The sequence below is a fragment of the Albidovulum salinarum genome (genome assembly GCF_025673475.1).
GTDB lineage: Bacteria > Pseudomonadota > Alphaproteobacteria > Rhodobacterales > Rhodobacteraceae > Albidovulum > Albidovulum salinarum.
Genome location: NZ_JAOVQO010000035.1, coordinates 1 through 16,071 on the forward strand (window position 1 = coordinate 1; position 16,071 = coordinate 16,071).

A 16,071-nucleotide genomic window follows, 5' to 3' on the forward strand; every position below is an offset into this window, starting at 1 on the left:
GGAACACATTCTTCGCCAGATCGAGTCCGACCGTGATAATCTCCGACATGACCGCTCTCCTTTGTGGATCGTTGCAGACCCACCTTGGCACGTTGATGCCGTCGGGGGCGGTCACATCATCACAGCCGCGCCAATACAACACCGTCAGGCCGCACAGCGCGCTGGGTTACCGCCCAACCGCGCCGGTGACGCCCTGGATGCGGGTGTCGGGCGCAAATAGCGCGAGCAACCGGTCGAAGTCACCGGCGTTAATCGCTTCGACATAGGCCGTGACGACGGCCCGATGACGTTCAAGATCGGTCATGCTTGTCTTCCGATCGGCATCTCTCCGCGGCAGGTGGCGCGGTAATACCGCCGCCTGCCCCGGCGCCGGAAGCCGCGATGTCGCCGGGGGTGTCTGCAGAATTTTTAAACCGCGACAAGCAGCGTCAAGCCATCTTCCTGCCCTCAGCCGACGGTGATATTATTTCCCGGTTTTCAACGCGCGCCGAGCCTCCGCTCGATCTACGGGGAACATTCTGGCTTGCTGCGGGCTGAGCAACCTTCGAGTCCTTCTCAGGAACTGGCCGAGCGCCGCGGCTGGACCGGTCCGACCTTGGCCAATGGCGTGCTCACCGCCGAGCTTGCGGACTTCTGCCAAAGTGGCATCAGCGTCATCTTGGCGAGCCGCGGTACCGCCGGCCGGCCGGTTGTCGGTCGCGGTCTGGCCTGCCGGATCGACGCTGAAGGCCGTGTCCGGGTGATCTATCGCGAGCCGGCCAATGCCGCCTTCCAGCGGGCGATCGCGACGGGTGCACCGATCGCCGTGACCTTCACCAAGCCCTATTCCCACCGCTCGATCCAGCTCAAGGCCCCGCGCGCCGAGATCGTCCGCCCGGCGCCGCCCGATGGCCCGGCGGCGTTCAGCCAGGCGCGCGCCTTCCGTGACGAACTGGTCGCGATCGGCTATGCCGAGTCCCTCGCCACGGGCTACACCCGGTTCGAACCCCACGAACTCGCCGCACTGGAATTCCTGCCCGACAGAGCCTTCGTGCAAACGCCAGGCCCAAGCGCGGGGAGCGCGCTGTCGCCATGACCGCCCCCTCGCTCGACGTCATCCGCAACTGCTTCGAGGGTGTCGTGCCTGCGGTGCTCGCGACCTGCGACGCGGAGGGCGTGCCGAATGTCTCCCTCGTCTCGCAGGTTCATTACGTTGATCGCGGGCGGGTCGCGCTCAGCTACCAGTTCTTCAACAAGACGCGGCGCAACATCCTGGCGACGGGCGGCGCCACCGTGTCGGTCCTCGACCCGGAGTGCGTGACCGATTACCGGCTCGACCTTACCTACGAGGAGACCCAGTCCGAAGGCCCGCTTTTCGAGATCATGAAGGCAAAGCTCGCGGGCATCGCCTCGCATAGCGGCATGGAAGGTGTGTTCCAGCTGCGCGGCGCCGACATTTTCAGGGTCCTGTCGGTGGAAGTCGCGTCAGGTCCCTTCGCCGTGCCGCCGAGCGCACCGCGGAACCTGCTGTCCGCGGTCCGGCGGAGTTGGGACATACTGGGCGAGGCGCGCGAGCTCGGCGCGCTTCTGGACCGCACGCTCGATTGTCTGAGGGACTGTTTCAGCATCGAGCACGCGATGATCCTGATACGCGACGAGGCGGCCGAACGGTTCTACACAGTTGCCTCGACGGGCTATGCCCGATCGGGGATCGGATCGGAAATCGCGCTTGGCCACGGCGTCATCGGCGTCGCCGCGCGCGAAAGCGTGCCGATCCGCATCGGCCACATGACCTCGGAATACAGCTATGGCGCGGCCTTGCGCGACCAGGCACGCGACTACGGGCTCGAGGCCGCCGACGCGACCGAGATTCCCTATCCCGGCCTTCCCGCGCCGGAGAGCCAGATCGCGCTTCCGGTCGTGGTCGCAGGGCGCACGACGGGTGTCCTCTTCGCTGAAAGCCCCGAGCCGATGCGGTTTCGCTACGACGACGAGGACGCATTGGCGCTGGTCGCCGCGCGGCTCGGAGAGCTGATGGCCTCGGGGCTGGATCCGGTCGGGGTGGAATATGGCGAGCGGCTGCCGGCCTGCGCGACCACGCAGCCCATCCGTGTGCGCCACTACGGGGCCGACAACAGCGTCTTCATCGACCATGATTACCTGATCAAGGGCGTGGCCGGTGCGATCTTCTGGAAGCTCGCGGGCGAGCACGCGCTGACCGGGCGGTGCGAGTTCACGAACCGCGAATTGCGGCTTGATCCCGCGCTCAGGCTGCCGGAATTCGCCGAGAATCTCGAGGCGCGGCTCGTCCTCCTGCAGCGGCGGCTTGTCGAGCGCGCCTGCCCGATCCGGCTCGAGAAGGCGGGCCGAGGCCGTCTTCGGCTCCGCGTCCCCAGTACGCTGATCCTCGAGGACATTCCGGCCGCCGGCGGAAAACTGACCGCTTAGTAAAGTTTTGGCATTTCGTGCAGGGACTCTTACCGAGCCTCCCCAGCCGCAACGATCTATCTCTGAGCGCACCGAGACCGGTCGCCGGTTTCGAAATCCATCCAAGCCGAGTGACAGAAATGACCTTGCTCACCCCTTCCATTGTTGCCACCGGGCCGGTTCCACCGGCCATCGAGATCCGCGAGGCGGTGCCGGCCGATACCGATGCCGTGGCGCGGATCATGTATGAGGCGTTCCGCCGGTTCCACGAGAGCCGCGGCTTCACCCCGGACGTTCCCGATCTCGAAACGACGACCGGAATCGCGGCCGGCCAGATCGAGGATCCGGCCAGCTACGGCGTGGTCGCGCTGTCGGCCGGTCGCATCGTCGGCTCAAACTTCCTGAGCGAGGGCGATGCGATCCGCGGAGTCGGGCCGATCTCGGTCGATCCCGACATTCAGGATGCCGGAGTGGGGCGGCTACTGATGCAGGCGGTGCTGAAACGCGGCGCGAAGGCGCGCGGGGTCCGACTCCTGCAGGACGCGTTCAACACGAAGTCGATGGCGCTCTACGCCTCGCTCGGCTTCCGGGTACGCGAACCCGTCGTCGTCATGACTGGCCGACCGCGCGATAGGTTGCCGGCCGGGACGCAGGTGCGGCCGATGGCTCCGGCGGACCTGATCGCGGCGGACAACCTTGCGCGCCGGGTCCACGGTTATGCGCGCGGCGCCGAACTGCGCGCGGCGCTCGGGCGCGGCACGCCCGTCGTGCTCGTACACGACGGCAGGGTCGTGGCCTACATGACGATGCCGAATATGTGGCTGCTGAACCATGCCGTCGCGGAAAGCCAAGCCGACCTGATGGCGCTCGTGCTCGGCGCCGGCGCGGCCAGTCCCGAGCCCATAGGGTTCCTCGCGCCGATCCGCCACGCCGAGTTCTTCCGCTGGTGCCTCGGCCAGGGGCTACAGATCGTCAAGCCGATGACGCTGATGACGCGCGGCGAATACAGCGAGCCGCGAGGCGCCTGGATTCCGTCCGTACTCTACTGAGACGCTCATTCTTTCGGAGAACCGAAATGACATCGAACGCGCCTCCCTGGCCGCGCAAGACGCGGGAATTGCACAATCACCACTTCGATTCGACAATCTCGAACGACTTCCGCTTCCGGCCCGACGACATCGTGATCGGCACCTATGCCAAGTCGGGCACGACCTGGATGCAGCAGATCGTCGGTCAGCTGATCTTCGCCGGCGCCGAGGACGTTAACGTGCCGGAACTGTCGCCCTGGCTCGACCTCACGGTGCCGCCGAAGGAGGAGACGCTGCCGGCGGTGGAGGCGCAGACCCACAGGCGGTTCCTCAAAACCCACCTGCCGGTCGACGCGCTCGTCTTCTCGCCTGAGGCGAAGTACATCTATGTCGGCCGCGACGGCCGCGACGTGGTGTGGAGCATGTACAACCACCACGCCCGCGCCAATGTCGAATGGTACCGCGCGCTCAACGAGGCGCCGGGCCGCGTCGGCGAGGCGATCGCGCCGCCGCCCGCCTCGATCCGCCAGTATTTCCACGACTGGCTCGACCGCGACGGGCACCCGTTCTGGCCGTTCTGGGAGAGCATCCGCAGTTGGTGGGAGGTGCGGAACCTGCCGAACGTACTTCTGGTGCATTACGCCGATCTCAAGGCCGACATGCCGGGCGAGATTGCGCGCATCGCGGAGTTCCTCGGCGCCGCGGTGGAACCGGGCCGCTGGCCCGCGATCCTCGATCATTGCAGCTTCGACTACATGAAGCGCAATGCCGCGCGAAGCGCGCCCCTGGGCGGCATCTTATGGGACGGCGGAGCCGAGACCTTCATCTACAAGGGCACGAACGGCCGCTGGCGCGATGTCCTCTCGGCCGATGAAAGCGAAGAATACGAGCGCATGGCGAATGAGGCGCTCGGCTACGAAGCCGCCTACTGGCTCGCCAACGGCATGCGCGCGGACCGTCGGCAGGTCGCCTGAGAGGATCTTGCCCGATCCCGCGCGCGCCGGGCCGGGCCCATCGCAACGACCGCTCATTCAAGAGACTTGAGATGATGAGTTTCGAGGAAATCAGGTACGGCCTGCCTGGTAGGGCCGATACGCATGGCGCCCGGCCCGTCGGCCGCCTTCCGCGCGACGCCGATCCCGGCTGGCGCGAATGCGCCGCCCCGAGGGCGCGGGAGCGGTTCATGTGGCTTCGCGCGAAGCTGCGTCCACGCGGATTATGCGCCCCGGTGCTGGCGAAAAAGGTGCGCGCTCGGCGCGCCGGGTAAGGGGCGGATATCTGCCCCGACGACGCTGATCCGCGCTCCGGCGATGTGTCGCCGGGGCGCCCGAAAACACCTTCCCGAAAGGTTTCCCGGAGCATCCCATGACCCATATCCGCAACAACACCACGCTCGGGGCCGCCGCGCGGCCCGCATGTCTGCCTGCGGGCATCGCGGCTGGCCTCGGGATGCTCATGCTGTCCATCGCGCCGGAGACGTTGAATGCCGGCGAACTGCCCGCCAGCGCCGCGCGCGAGGCGCCCGCCACGCTGTTCGAGACCGGCCTCTATTCCGAACCGGCAAGGTTGACGGTCGATCCCGCGCACATCGCCTTCGCGCCGCAATATCCACTCTGGACCGACGGGGCGGAGAAGCACCGCTGGATCGCGCTGCCGCCCGGCAGCGCGATCGACGCGAGCGACCCGGACGGCTGGGACTTCCCGATCGGCACGCAGTTCTGGAAGGAGTTTTCCTTCGAGGGCCGGAAGGTCGAGACCCGCTACATGGAGCGGCTCGCCGACGGCAGCTGGCTCTTCGCCACCTATGCCTGGAGCGAGGACCAACGGAGCGCCGATCTGGTGTCAGGCAAGGGGCGGAAGGGCGCCCACCCGCTGGCTGGCGGCGCGTCGCACACGATCCCCGGCGTCACCGACTGCCGCGCCTGTCACATGTCCGGTCCGGTGCCGGTTCTGGGCTTCGGCGCAAGGCAGCTCGCGACCGACGACGATCCCCACGTGCTCCGGGGCGATCCCGCGCCGCGGCGGAACCGAGTGCTCGATGCGCTGGTCGCGCGCGGGGTCGTCGTCGGCCTCGACCCGCGCATCATCGCGGCAGACCCGCCCGGCCGGTCGCAACTCGAACGCGACGTGCTCGGCTACCTGCACGGCAATTGCGGCCATTGCCACAATTCAAAAGGACCGCTCGGCAGGCTCGGTCTCGACCTGCGCCAATCGGTGTCCGATCCCCATGCCAGACCTCTGGTGACCACGCTCGGCCAGCCGCTGAAATCGCCGCCGCCCGGCCTTACGCCCGGCACGGTGTCGCGCGTGGAGCCCGGCCGGCCCGACCTGAGCGCGCTTCCTCAGCGCATGGCCTCGCGCTGGCCGGTGCTGCAGATGCCGCCGCTCGGCACCACGCTGGTGGATGTCGAGGCGGTCGACCTGATCAACCGCTGGATCGCCGAGGTGGAGATGGTCTCCGCCGAGGCCCGGCACGAAGACGGAGAAGAGGAATGACGAAACCCATACTGACGATCGCCGCGCTCGCTGCCGCCCTGCCGGCCGCGTCGCTGGCTCAGGACATGCCGGCGGAGGGCAAGGTCAAGCGCGGCGAGTATTTGGTAACGACCTCGGCCTGCCATGACTGCCATACGCCGTTCAAGATGGGCGAGAATGGCCCGGAATGGGACATGGATCGGATGCTGTCCGGCCATCCAGAGAGCGAGGTCATCACCGGCGGCGCCGTGCTTGACGGCCCCTGGGCGGCGGCCGTGTCGATGACCAACACCGCCTGGTCGGGGCCGTGGGGCGTCAGCTTCACCGCGAACCTCACGCCCGACCCCGAAACGGGGGGGCTGCGCGACTACAGCGAGGAGCAGTTCATCGCTGCGATGCGGAGCGGTCGGCATCTCGGGCAGGGCCGGCCAATCCTGCCGCCGATGCCCTGGCCGGTCTACGGCCAGATGACGGATGAGGATCTCAGCGCGATCTATGCCTATCTGCGCCAGATCCCGGCCGTCCGCAACAAGGTGCCCGAGCCGCTGCCCCCCGCGGCGCTGGCCAACTGAGCGCGGTGCCGCCGCGCTTACCTGGCACGTCCGGACGGCGCGGCGGCATTCATGCCAGTGCAACGATGGAGACGAACATGACGCACAGGGACGCGACAACGGCGGGTCTTTCCGCCAATGATGCGGCCGTCCTGACCGGCGCCTGCTTCTGCGGTGCGGTCGAGATCCGCGCGACCGGCGCGCCGGTCGAAATGGGTTATTGCCATTGCGGTTCCTGCCGCGCCTACTCCGGCGCGCCCTTCGTGACCTACGCGCTCTTCGCCGAGCATCAGGTCACGGTGACGCAGGGCGTCGAACTGCTCGGCCTCGTCAACAGGACGGGCATGAGCGCCCGGCGCTTCTGCAGGTGCTGCGGTGGCCATGTGATGACCGAGCATCCGGGCATGGGCTTCACCGACATCCATGCCTCGGTCCTGCCGGAGCTTCATTTCTGGCCGGTCTGGCATCTCAACTATGCGGAGGCCGTGCTGCCGGTGCGCGACGGGCTTCCGAAGCTGAAGGATTTCCCGGCCCATGCCGGCGGCACCGGCGAGACGCTGGCGGAGTAGGCGCGAAGCCCATCGGCCATGTGCTGCCTCTGCTGCAGGTTGGCCTGGACTGCCCCTTCGAGTGGTCCAGTTTGATTGTTAGTGCATCATTGGGTGCTGGCAGACGAATGCGAACCAGTCTCCACAAGGACAGGATAGCTTTCCCTTATGGCACTTCAGCAGTCGGAATGCTTTGGTCCCGTCGCCGCCGTCGCCCGCGTTCGAGACTTTGACGAGGCCATGTCCCGCGCGAATGCTTCCCCCTTCGGACTGGGCGCATCAGTCTTCACCACCAGTCTTGACGAGGCGATGGAAGCAGCCGAACGGCTGGAGGTCGGAATGGTCTGGGTCAACAATCCGCTCATCGACAACGACGCACTGCCCTTCGGCGGCTGGAAGGCTTCGGGCCTCGGGCGCGAACTCGGGCGGCAGGGTCTCGACGCATTCCGGCGCACAAAGATGGTGATCATCGACCACAAGCCCGAAATCCAGAACTGGTGGTACTCATACTCCGACGACTGGTTTCTGGATGGCGGCGGCCGCTCGTTAGGTTGACGCCCGGCCGGCGACTGCTTGTGCGTCGTGCCTGATGTTGTCAGGCGGATTTGAACCCGTACTTGCAAGGATCGTGACGCTGTCCCTTATGCCGTGCAGAGACCACGCCACTCAACGATATCGGCGGCACGGTTCTTTTTGAAATTGGCTCGTGGTTGGAGGCTGCCCTCGATGCGGCGCTTACGGATCTCGGCGGCGATCATCGGCCCAAACAGGATCCACCAGAACCGGACGGCATCGTGGCTGACCTCGATGCCGCGATCGTGACGCAGGCCTCCGACTTTCCGAAGGGAGAGCGGAGGCGCATGTACATCACGACTGCCAGGCATGTGATCGAGGGGCTTGTCTTGAAGTGGCGAAAGGGGCTTGGTCTCAACATGTCAATCCGCCAGACAGGCCAACTGCCCGCTTCAAGTGCGGTTTCCTCTGACCTGACAGACCGCCGGATCAGCCTTTCGCGTACCAACCGTTGTCGACATAGATCGCGGCGCCGTTGATGAAGCTGGCCTCGTCCGAGGCCAAAAACACGACGGCGGCGGCGACCTCCTCGGGTTCGCATATTCTACCTTGGGTCGCCGCAAGGTCGCCCTCTTCCCATTTTTGGCCCGCAGCATCGAGTTCGGCGATTTCGCGTAGCCCGTGCGCGGTCTTTACGAACCCCGGGCAGACGGCATTGCAGCGAATGCCCTGCTCTCGGTACTCGACCGAGATCGCCCGAGCGAGCTGCAGAACCGCGCCCTTCGTCATGCAGTACAGCGACTCGAGCGCATAGCCGAGTTCCGACGCGATCGATGCCGTGATCACCACGGACCCGCCACCATTGGCCACCATCTCGGGCAGCGCCCGCCTGCACACCAGAAAGGCCGACCGAACGTTGATGTTCATCAGCCGGTCGTAGTCCTCTTCCGTCGACTCATGGAGCGCCTTCACGATGATCGTGCCAGCATGGTTGAACAGCACGTCATATGAGCCCATTTCGCGCGCGACAGCATCGAACGCGCCGTCAACTTCGGCGGCTTTCGACACGTCAGCGTGAAAGAAGTTCCCCCGCCCGCCCGCCTCCCGGATCATGTCTACGGTCTCTCGACCGGCCTCGTCCTGGATGTCGATGATCGCCACGCGGGCGCCTTCTCGCGCAAAGGCCAGAGCCGTGGCACGGCCCATACCAGCGGCGCCTCCGGTGATCACGGCGGTCTTTCCGGCAAGCCGTCCACTGGCGCTCTGGGTCATATTGCACTCCTGTCAAAAGGTTGCGACGCGGTCGTCAGATGCATTCTCCTCCGTCCATGACCAGCGCGTGACCGGTCATGTAGTTCGACATGTCAGAAGCGAGGAAGACGATTGCGTTCGCGATTTCGTCCGCGTACCCCCACCGCCCCATTGGAATTGCGTTTGAGACGTAACTTTCGAGGGCTTTGCGTCCGCCCATCTGCAATTCGAAACCGGCGTTGAAAGGCGTATCCACAAATCCCGGGCACAGAGCGTTGAAGCGGATGTTATACCGTGCGTAGTCTGCCGCCATCTGGCGGGTCATCGCGACGGCGGCGTGCTTGGTCGTGGCGTAGGCGATCATCTCCCGGTCGTACTGAACACCGGAATTCGAGGCGGTGATGATCACCGTGCCGCCTCCCTGTTTTTTCATCTGACCCACGACGCATCGAGCCGCGACAAAATGCGATCGGACATTCAGCGCCCATGACGCATCCAGATCCTCAACGGCGACCTCCTCTAAACACCCCTGAACCTGAAGTCCGGCGTGGGAATGAAGGATGTCGAGGCGTCCGTGTTCGGCGACCGCGGCGCCAATAGCGGCTCGGATCGCGTGATCGTCGGTCACGTCAAGCTCATGTGCCGTGGCCACCCCGCCGCGAGCCACAATCTCGTCGGCCGTCCCCGCAGCCAAGTCGGCGTCGCGATCCGTCACCACGACAAGCGCGCCGCAACGTGCAAGCGCTAGCGCGCCCTCCCGGCCTATTCCTGACCCGGCGGCGGTTAGAAACGCGACCCGTCCCGAGAGAAGATCCTGGCTGAAATACATCGCCACCGATGTCTCGTTCATGTGCGACTCTTTCCGTTTCGCAAGAGCAATTGCGCCGTGATGAGCAACACCAGCGATACCGCAAGGACCATGGTCCCGATCGCGTTGATCTCTGGCGTGACGCCGCGACGAATCGACGAGAAGACGTAGATCGGCAGCGTCGTCTCTGAACCGGCTACGAAGAAGGCGATGATGAAATCATCGAAGCTGAAGGTGAAACTCAGCAGGAACCCAGCCAGGATCGCCGGCAGGATTAGCGGCAGCGTCACCTGACGGAAGGTGCCCAATGGCGTGGCGTATAGGTCCGAGGAGGCCTCTGTCAGGGCCCGGTCCATCCCGGCAAGCCGCGCACGAATGATTATGATGACGAGCGACATGGTGAAGAGCGTATGAGCCGCAATGAGCGACCCGTAGCCCATCGAGAACTTCGGTGGGGCGTCGGTTGGCCACAGGCTCGCGACAAGCGGATTGAGCTGGTCGAAAAGCGTGACCAGCCCGATCAGCGTGGCGATGCCGATAACGATGCCCGGGATCATCACCGCGACATAGATCAGGAGGTCGAAGACCACTCGGATAGGTCCCCTGATGCCCTGTAGGGCGACTGCCGCCATGGTACCAAAGACACTGGCGCAGATGGCAGAGACGAAGGCAACGATCAGGCTCGTCTCCAGCGCGTCCATTACGAACGGATTTGACAGCGCCTTTCCGTACCACTGGGTGGAGAGGCCCTGCAGTTGGCTCGCATGACGACCGGCGTTGAAGCTGAACAGCGCGATGATCCCGATCGGGATGTAGAGAAAGAGATAGACGAAGATTGCGTAGATGCGCATGGAGCCTCACATCAGCGATACGTCTTCGCGCTGCGCGCCAAGACGCCGGATGAGCCGCATATAGGCGGTCACCGTGACTAGCATGATGGCGACTAGCGTCGCGGCAACCGCCGAGCCGAAGGCCCAGTTGCGGGATTGCAGAAAGAGGTCGACGAGCGCGTTTCCGACGAAGAAGACCTTGCCGCCGCCAAGGAGCGCCGGGATCAGGAACTCGCCCATCAGGAGGATGAAGACCAGAAGGCAACCTGTGGCAACGCCGGGCAGCGACATCGGCAACGTCACCTGCAGGAAGGTCCGCCATGGAGGGGCGCCGAGGTCGGACGACGCCTCCAGAAGCCGTTTGTCCAGCCGGTCGAGATTCACGAAGATCGGAAAGACCATCAGTGGCAGATAGCCGTAGACGATACCCACAAGCACTGAGAATGGTGTGTTTATGAGTCGCACGCCCCCGATCCCGATCCAGTCGAGAAGGGCCGGAATGCCACGCCCGCCAAGGATAAAGATCCAAGCGTAGCTGCGGATCAGGATCGAGGTCCAGAACGGCACGATGACGAGGACCAGAAGCAGCGTCTTCCACTTCGGATCAGCTCGCACCGCGAGAAAATAGGCCAGTGGATAGGCGATCAGAAGCGCGGCGAGCGTGCCCACCGGCGCCAGGATCAGGGTATTCTTGAATGCCGTCCAGCGCGCCGGGAGGTTCGCGTATTGGTCCAGCGTGAAGGCGGGGACATAACCGCCTGCCGCGCCCCGTTCTCCGAAGCTGAAGATCAGAACGACGGTGAGGGGCACGACGAGCATGACCAGGAACCAAGCCCCGGCCGGGGCAAGCAGAACCAGATTTCGGCCACGCTGCGTCATGCCGCTCCCGCTCCCGTTCGTCAGGCGGACTTGAAGCGCGCGAGAAGTTCGGCCCGGTTCGGATCGGTCAGCGTCGCCGCCGCGCCGAATTCCAGCGCGTCGAGCAGTTCCTGCGCCGGATAGAGGATCGGGTCGTTGAGCAGTTCCTCGGGCAGCAAAGCATTGGTGTTCGCATCCGCCGATGGATAGCCATGCGCGAGAACCTCCTTCGCGTTGACCTCAGGAGCGAGCAGGAAGTTGATCAAGGCATAGGCCGCATCGCGGTGAGGCGCGCCCTTCGGCACGGCGTAGTAGTCCGACCAGATCTCGCCACCCTCCTTGCCGAGCACATACGCGATCTCGGGCATGTCGGTGTTGAGCTGCTTGCCGTCGCCGGTCCAGCACATCGTCAACCAGGCATCGCCGTTGAGCATCGGCGGCTGGTAATCGGACGAGATCGCGAAGAGATGCGGCTTGGCGTCGAGAAGCAGTTTCTCCGCCTCGGCCAGTTCGTTCGGGTCGACGGAGTTGAACGAGTAGCCAAAGTATTTCAGCGCGTTGCCGATGGTGGTGAGCTGATAATCATGCACCATGGTGCGACCGGAGTACGCATCCATCGTGATGTCCCAGAAATCCTTCCAGGTCGTCATCTCGCGGCCGTCGAGATGGTTCGTATTCACCGCGTAACCGGTCGTGCCCCAGTTCTTTGGAACCGCATAGAGCGTACCGTCGACAGAACCGGCATCAGAGAAGCGCGGATCGTAGGCGGCGGGGTCGTAGTTCGGCATCAGCGACGAATCAAGCGCCTCGATCAGGTCCTCGCCGACATAGGTCGTGATCGTGTAGTTCGTCGGCACGAAGACGTCCCATCCAGATCCCCCGGCCTGCAGCTTGGCCAACATCTCCTCGTTCGAGCCGAAGACGTTGACCTGGACATGTGCGCCGGTCGCCTCGGTGAAGGCGTCGAAATTCGCCGGGTCATGGTAATTGGGCCAGGTCGCGAGCACGACGCGATCGCCGATATCGCCTTGGGCGAACGCCCGGCGTGGGCGCAGCGCAGGCATCGCACCGGCCAATACCGCGGTCGCCGTACCGAGCCCGGTCACCCCCAGGAAGTGCCGACGCGTCACCGAGCCCCGCTTGTAGCGATAGAGCTCTTCCATGAACTTGCGCTTCGAAATGGTGTCGTTGTTCTTGGTCATAGCTTTCCCCGTCGGTTGGCTGATCGGTGCCTAGTCTCTGTCGAGGACGAGCGCGCTGTCGGCATCCCAGGATGCGTAGAGCACGTCGCCGGCATTGAACGGTCCGTCGCTCAATTCCGCTTGCCTTGGCGTCAGCACCATGAACTCGCCAAGGCTTTGGTTTTCAACAAGATACTCCGTGTGTTCCCCCAGAAAGATGCGGTTCAAGACTGTCACTTCAAGGTTGCCGTCCTTCGCTGATGCAGCCCTCTCCAGCCGGATCTGTTCGGGCCGGACGCTGAGTGAGGCATCCCGTCCCGGCACGATCTCCGATACGGCCTGTCCCGCAAGGCGCATACCATTGGGCAAAGTCACCTCGGCCCGGGTTCCGTTCACGTTCGTGGCCTTGCCGTCGAAGAAATTCGACGTACCGACGAAACCCGCGACATAGCGGTTGCGGGGCCGGTCGTAGAGCTCCCGCGGGGTTCCCGTCTGAACGATGCGCCCATCACGCATGATGCAGATCCGGTCGCTCATTGACAGTGCCTCTTCCTGGTCGTGGGTGACAAGGACGAAGGTGATGCCGAGGCGCCTTTGGATGTTCTGCAGTTCGATCTGCATCTCCTTGCGGAGCTTGCGGTCGAGCGCCGCCATCGGCTCATCGAGAAGGAGCAGCTTCGGCTCGTTGACGATCGCCCGCGCCAGCGCGACACGCTGCTGCTGGCCGCCCGACATCTCCCAGACCCTGCGGTTTTCAAAGCCCTCGAGGCGGACGATCTCGAGAGCCTCGCGGACTTTCCGTTCGATTTCTGCGGCTGGCAGCTTGGGACGCTGCTGCTTCAGCCCGTAGCCGATGTTCCGTTCGACCGTCAGGTGCGGGAAAAGGGCATAATGCTGAAAGACCATGTTGACGGGGCGCCGGTGCGGTTCGAGGTCGTTCACCACTTTCCCGTCCAGAAGAACCTCGCCCGAAGTTGGTGTTTCGAAGCCAGCGAGCATCCGCAGGGCAGTGGTCTTGCCACACCCTGACGGGCCTAGGAACGAAAGGAACTCGCCTTCACCGATCGCCAGGTTCAGGTCGTCTGCCGCTAGAACCTCGCCGAAGCGTTTCGACACGCCCCTAAGCTCCGCGACGATCTTTGCCTGGGATTTGCTGGCTCCCGGCTTGTATCCCCCATCGTCCATGAATTGACTACTTTTCCTCGTTGGGTACATACCCCATTAACTGCGAAAATAGTAGGAAAGTACCGAATTACTGTATATATCACGAATTAGGTATCTCAATTTGAGTAGAATGGACACCAGACTTGAAGGAATGGCTTGAACCGACCGGGAAACTGATCGCCGCAATCGGGCAGGCAGAGTTCCCGCGCCTCCTTTCCGAAGCTCTCCGCGGAATCGCGCCTTTCGACTATACGGTGGTCTTCGGCTATCTCGGCGCGGCGCGGCCAATGGACCTTTTCGACGACTTCCCGCAGGGCAAGCGAAGGATCTTCGTTGAGGACTATCAGGAAGGTCCGTATCTGCTCGACCCTTTCTATCTGGCCTGCACGCAACCGGTGGAGACCGGACTCTACCGCATGCGTGATCTTGCCCCGGATCGTTTCTACCAAGGCGAGTATTTCCGCAGTTACTACGTTCAGACCGGCCTCGCTGAAGAGGTTGGCTATTTCATCGACGTTGCGGGCGGAGCGATGGTCGTCGTCTCGCTCATGCGCGCCAGGAAGGCGTTTTCCGCGAAAGAGATCCGCGACTTCCGCCAGTATTGGCCCGTCGTGAGCGCGGCCAGCCGTCGCCACTGGAGCAATCTTCCCTCGCGTATCGACAGCACGGCGGGAGCAACGCCGGACCACCCGATGCACACAAGTGTCGAGCAGGCATTCGCCAATCTTGGCGAAGGCACACTCACTCCGCGCGAACGCGAGGTGGTTGAGTACACACTCAAGGGCCATTCGGCCGACGCGGTCGGTCGCATCCTCGGGATATCTTCCGGCACGGTACGTATCCACAGGCGCAATATATACGCAAAATTGCGCATCCGTTCCCAAGGGGAACTGTTCTCGCGGTTCATCGAGACATTGGTCGGTGATCCGGAGTAACGGCATCCGGCGAATGTCCGAAGTCAGTTACGGATGCTGGCAGCCCAGATCGAACCAGGCTCCACTTGGCTGTAATACGGCCCGTTTTGTGACCCAGAGGCCGCGCCACTCGGCGAGAGCGGCGGCGCGGTTCTTCTCGAGCATGGCTCGGGAAAAGATATTGCGATTGGGGGTGAAGTGGTCGGGAACGGCGCTTTGATCTGATGGTAGACGTGGTCTGCGAACTGCAGCCCGGAACATCAGCAAGAAAGCACGAGCTATGAAGCACAATGCTGATCTGGACGTTTCGGTGAAGGAAACGTCGGTGTGTATCGTCGATGAATTGGGTGAGGATTGCCGCGAGACCAAGGTTCCGAGGCAGCCGTAGGATCTCACCGATGCCCAGCGAGCAGAAAGGGTTAACTTCGTACGGATCGGGTTGGAAGCCGATCCCTTGTCGCAGTGGCTCTACGGCGGATTGGCTGCGATGGGCCTTCCGGTGATCTGCGTCGAAACCCGTCACACGAAGGCCTTTCCGCAGGATCAGATCAACAAGACCGATCGCAACGATGCCCGGGGCAATGTCCAGATAATGCGAGTGAACCTGTTCCTCAAAAAATACATGAAGAACTGGAGAAGCCAGCAACGGCGGGCCCTGCTGACAGCCCGGAAGCTGCTTCAGGGAAAGGCGATCGTCATCGAGAATGACATCCGCAGCCTTTTGCGCACCTTCGGGCTCAAGGCTGGTGTGATCGGCGAGGCCCGGTTCGAACGGTGGATCCGCGGTCTCGTCGGGGATCGCGGTCATCATGAGCCCTTTGCTCGCCGCGCGGGCGACGCTGCGCGAGGAATCGCCCGATCACACGCGTACATTCTGGATCACGCGCGTGACGATGCCGTCTGCCATCGTCTGATGGCGATCCCCGGCGCCGGTCCGGTCACTGCGCTTGCCTTCACAAGCAGCATCAATGTTCCGGCCGTTTACGCCGATCGCGTTGCGTCGGTTCTTCTTGAAATTTACCCTCGAGTAGAAGCTACGCTCCGAGTTGAAATGGTTGAAGACTGAGGCGTGGACGGCAGCGAACATCTGCAGACATCGCATGCGCCGGAAGCGCTGCATCGCCCTTTCTCGTCGTCGGAATGGCGGGTGCGAATTCTCCGCCCGGTTGTTGAGTCAGCGGCCCGTTTCCTGCCGGTCCGCTGCGCCGACCTCCCGTAGCGCGGCACCGTAGGACCGGAGCTTGTCCGTGACCAAGATGTGCGGCCGACCGTAGCGCTTCATTGCTTTCTTGAGGAATTTCAATGCAGCTTTCTTGTCCTGCGTTTTCGTCTCGAAGCTTTCGAGGACCACGCCTTCCTGGTCGATGGCCCGCCACAAGTAGTGTCGCTCACCGTTGATCTTCACGAACATCTCGTCTGATCCTCCCCCAGTGAAGTGGTCCGCCGTTATGTTTAGGAGAACGGAGGATCGACATGGCTACGAAGCGGCACAAACCTGAAGAGATTGTCATGAAGTTGCGGCAGGTTGAGGTGCTTGTCGGGCA

General features: G+C 63.6%; 16 protein-coding genes and 3 pseudogenes. 10 read left to right on the forward strand and 9 right to left on the reverse strand.

Features of this window, described 5'->3' with window-relative positions; genetic code table 11:
* Positions 1-128: 128 nt before the first annotated feature.
* The 9 genes and pseudogenes from OEZ60_RS21295 to OEZ60_RS21335 form a co-directional block, all read left to right on the forward strand.
* Positions 129-266: pseudogene (locus OEZ60_RS21295) on the forward strand (IS3 family transposase); the annotation flags it as partial.
* A gap of 329 nt (positions 267-595) precedes the next feature.
* The gene (locus OEZ60_RS21300; protein WP_263340745.1) at positions 596-1,075 is read left to right on the forward strand and encodes a hypothetical protein; all 480 of its coding nucleotides are present in this window, start codon (positions 596-598) and stop codon (positions 1,073-1,075) included.
* Positions 1,072-2,427, forward strand: coding sequence for a GAF domain-containing protein (locus tag OEZ60_RS21305; RefSeq protein ID WP_263340747.1), 1,356 nt, complete (start codon positions 1,072-1,074; stop codon positions 2,425-2,427). The genes OEZ60_RS21300 and OEZ60_RS21305 overlap by 4 nt, the downstream gene beginning before the upstream one ends.
* Before the next feature lie 119 nt (positions 2,428-2,546).
* Positions 2,547-3,455, forward strand: a complete 909-nt coding sequence (locus tag OEZ60_RS21310) for a GNAT family N-acetyltransferase (protein WP_263340750.1) — start codon at positions 2,547-2,549, stop codon at positions 3,453-3,455.
* A 26-nt stretch (positions 3,456-3,481) separates the two neighbouring features.
* Positions 3,482-4,408 carry a sulfotransferase domain-containing protein gene (locus tag OEZ60_RS21315; RefSeq protein WP_263340752.1) on the forward strand — a complete coding sequence of 309 codons (927 nt, stop codon included), beginning with the start codon at positions 3,482-3,484 and terminating at the stop codon, positions 4,406-4,408.
* Between the two features lie 391 nt (positions 4,409-4,799).
* On the forward strand, positions 4,800-5,930 hold the full coding sequence (locus OEZ60_RS21320) for a hypothetical protein (RefSeq protein WP_263340755.1): 1,131 nt from the start codon (positions 4,800-4,802) through the stop codon (positions 5,928-5,930).
* Positions 5,927-6,481 (forward strand): c-type cytochrome, encoded by a 555-nt coding sequence (locus OEZ60_RS21325; RefSeq protein ID WP_263340758.1) that lies wholly within the window; start codon positions 5,927-5,929, stop codon positions 6,479-6,481. The genes OEZ60_RS21320 and OEZ60_RS21325 overlap by 4 nt, the downstream gene beginning before the upstream one ends.
* A gap of 77 nt (positions 6,482-6,558) precedes the next feature.
* Positions 6,559-7,029, forward strand: a complete 471-nt coding sequence (locus OEZ60_RS21330; RefSeq protein ID WP_263340760.1) for a GFA family protein — start codon at positions 6,559-6,561, stop codon at positions 7,027-7,029.
* A 147-nt stretch (positions 7,030-7,176) separates the two neighbouring features.
* Positions 7,177-7,563, forward strand: a complete 387-nt coding sequence (locus OEZ60_RS21335) for an aldehyde dehydrogenase family protein (RefSeq protein ID WP_263340762.1) — start codon at positions 7,177-7,179, stop codon at positions 7,561-7,563.
* A gap of 167 nt (positions 7,564-7,730) precedes the next feature.
* Here the strand turns inward: OEZ60_RS21335 and OEZ60_RS22345 are convergent.
* The 7 genes and pseudogenes from OEZ60_RS22345 to OEZ60_RS21365 form a co-directional block, all read right to left on the reverse strand.
* Positions 7,731-7,942, reverse strand: a pseudogene (locus OEZ60_RS22345) (IS6 family transposase); the annotation flags it as partial.
* Between the two features lie 68 nt (positions 7,943-8,010).
* A complete protein-coding gene (locus OEZ60_RS21340; RefSeq protein WP_263340764.1) occupies positions 8,011-8,793 on the reverse strand; it encodes an SDR family NAD(P)-dependent oxidoreductase in 783 nt (260 codons plus the stop codon).
* Positions 8,794-8,827: 34 nt separating this feature from the next.
* Positions 8,828-9,622 carry an SDR family NAD(P)-dependent oxidoreductase gene (locus OEZ60_RS21345; RefSeq protein ID WP_263340766.1) on the reverse strand — a complete coding sequence of 265 codons (795 nt, stop codon included), beginning with the start codon at positions 9,620-9,622 and terminating at the stop codon, positions 8,828-8,830.
* Entirely contained in the window at positions 9,619-10,431 is an 813-nt protein-coding gene (locus tag OEZ60_RS21350; protein WP_263340767.1) for an ABC transporter permease, read from the reverse strand. The genes OEZ60_RS21345 and OEZ60_RS21350 overlap by 4 nt, the downstream gene beginning before the upstream one ends.
* Before the next feature lie 6 nt (positions 10,432-10,437).
* Positions 10,438-11,289 carry an ABC transporter permease gene (locus tag OEZ60_RS21355; RefSeq protein WP_263340769.1) on the reverse strand — a complete coding sequence of 284 codons (852 nt, stop codon included), beginning with the start codon at positions 11,287-11,289 and terminating at the stop codon, positions 10,438-10,440.
* A gap of 20 nt (positions 11,290-11,309) precedes the next feature.
* On the reverse strand, positions 11,310-12,470 hold the full coding sequence (locus OEZ60_RS21360) for an ABC transporter substrate-binding protein (RefSeq protein WP_263340771.1): 1,161 nt from the start codon (positions 12,468-12,470) through the stop codon (positions 11,310-11,312).
* A 30-nt stretch (positions 12,471-12,500) separates the two neighbouring features.
* Positions 12,501-13,634 (reverse strand): ABC transporter ATP-binding protein, encoded by a 1,134-nt coding sequence (locus tag OEZ60_RS21365; RefSeq protein WP_263340773.1) that lies wholly within the window; start codon positions 13,632-13,634, stop codon positions 12,501-12,503.
* A 122-nt stretch (positions 13,635-13,756) separates the two neighbouring features.
* Between OEZ60_RS21365 and OEZ60_RS21370 the strand changes: the two genes are divergently transcribed.
* Positions 13,757-14,548, forward strand: coding sequence for a helix-turn-helix transcriptional regulator (locus OEZ60_RS21370; RefSeq protein ID WP_263340775.1), 792 nt, complete (start codon positions 13,757-13,759; stop codon positions 14,546-14,548).
* Here the strand turns inward: OEZ60_RS21370 and OEZ60_RS21375 are convergent.
* The gene (locus OEZ60_RS21375) at positions 14,517-15,335 is read right to left on the reverse strand and encodes a hypothetical protein (RefSeq protein ID WP_263340778.1); all 819 of its coding nucleotides are present in this window, start codon (positions 15,333-15,335) and stop codon (positions 14,517-14,519) included. The genes OEZ60_RS21370 and OEZ60_RS21375 overlap by 32 nt on opposite strands.
* 180 nt (positions 15,336-15,515) lie before the next feature.
* Positions 15,516-15,944 (reverse strand): annotated as a pseudogene (locus OEZ60_RS21380) (DDE-type integrase/transposase/recombinase); the annotation flags it as partial.
* Between the last annotated feature and the right edge of the window lie 127 nt (positions 15,945-16,071).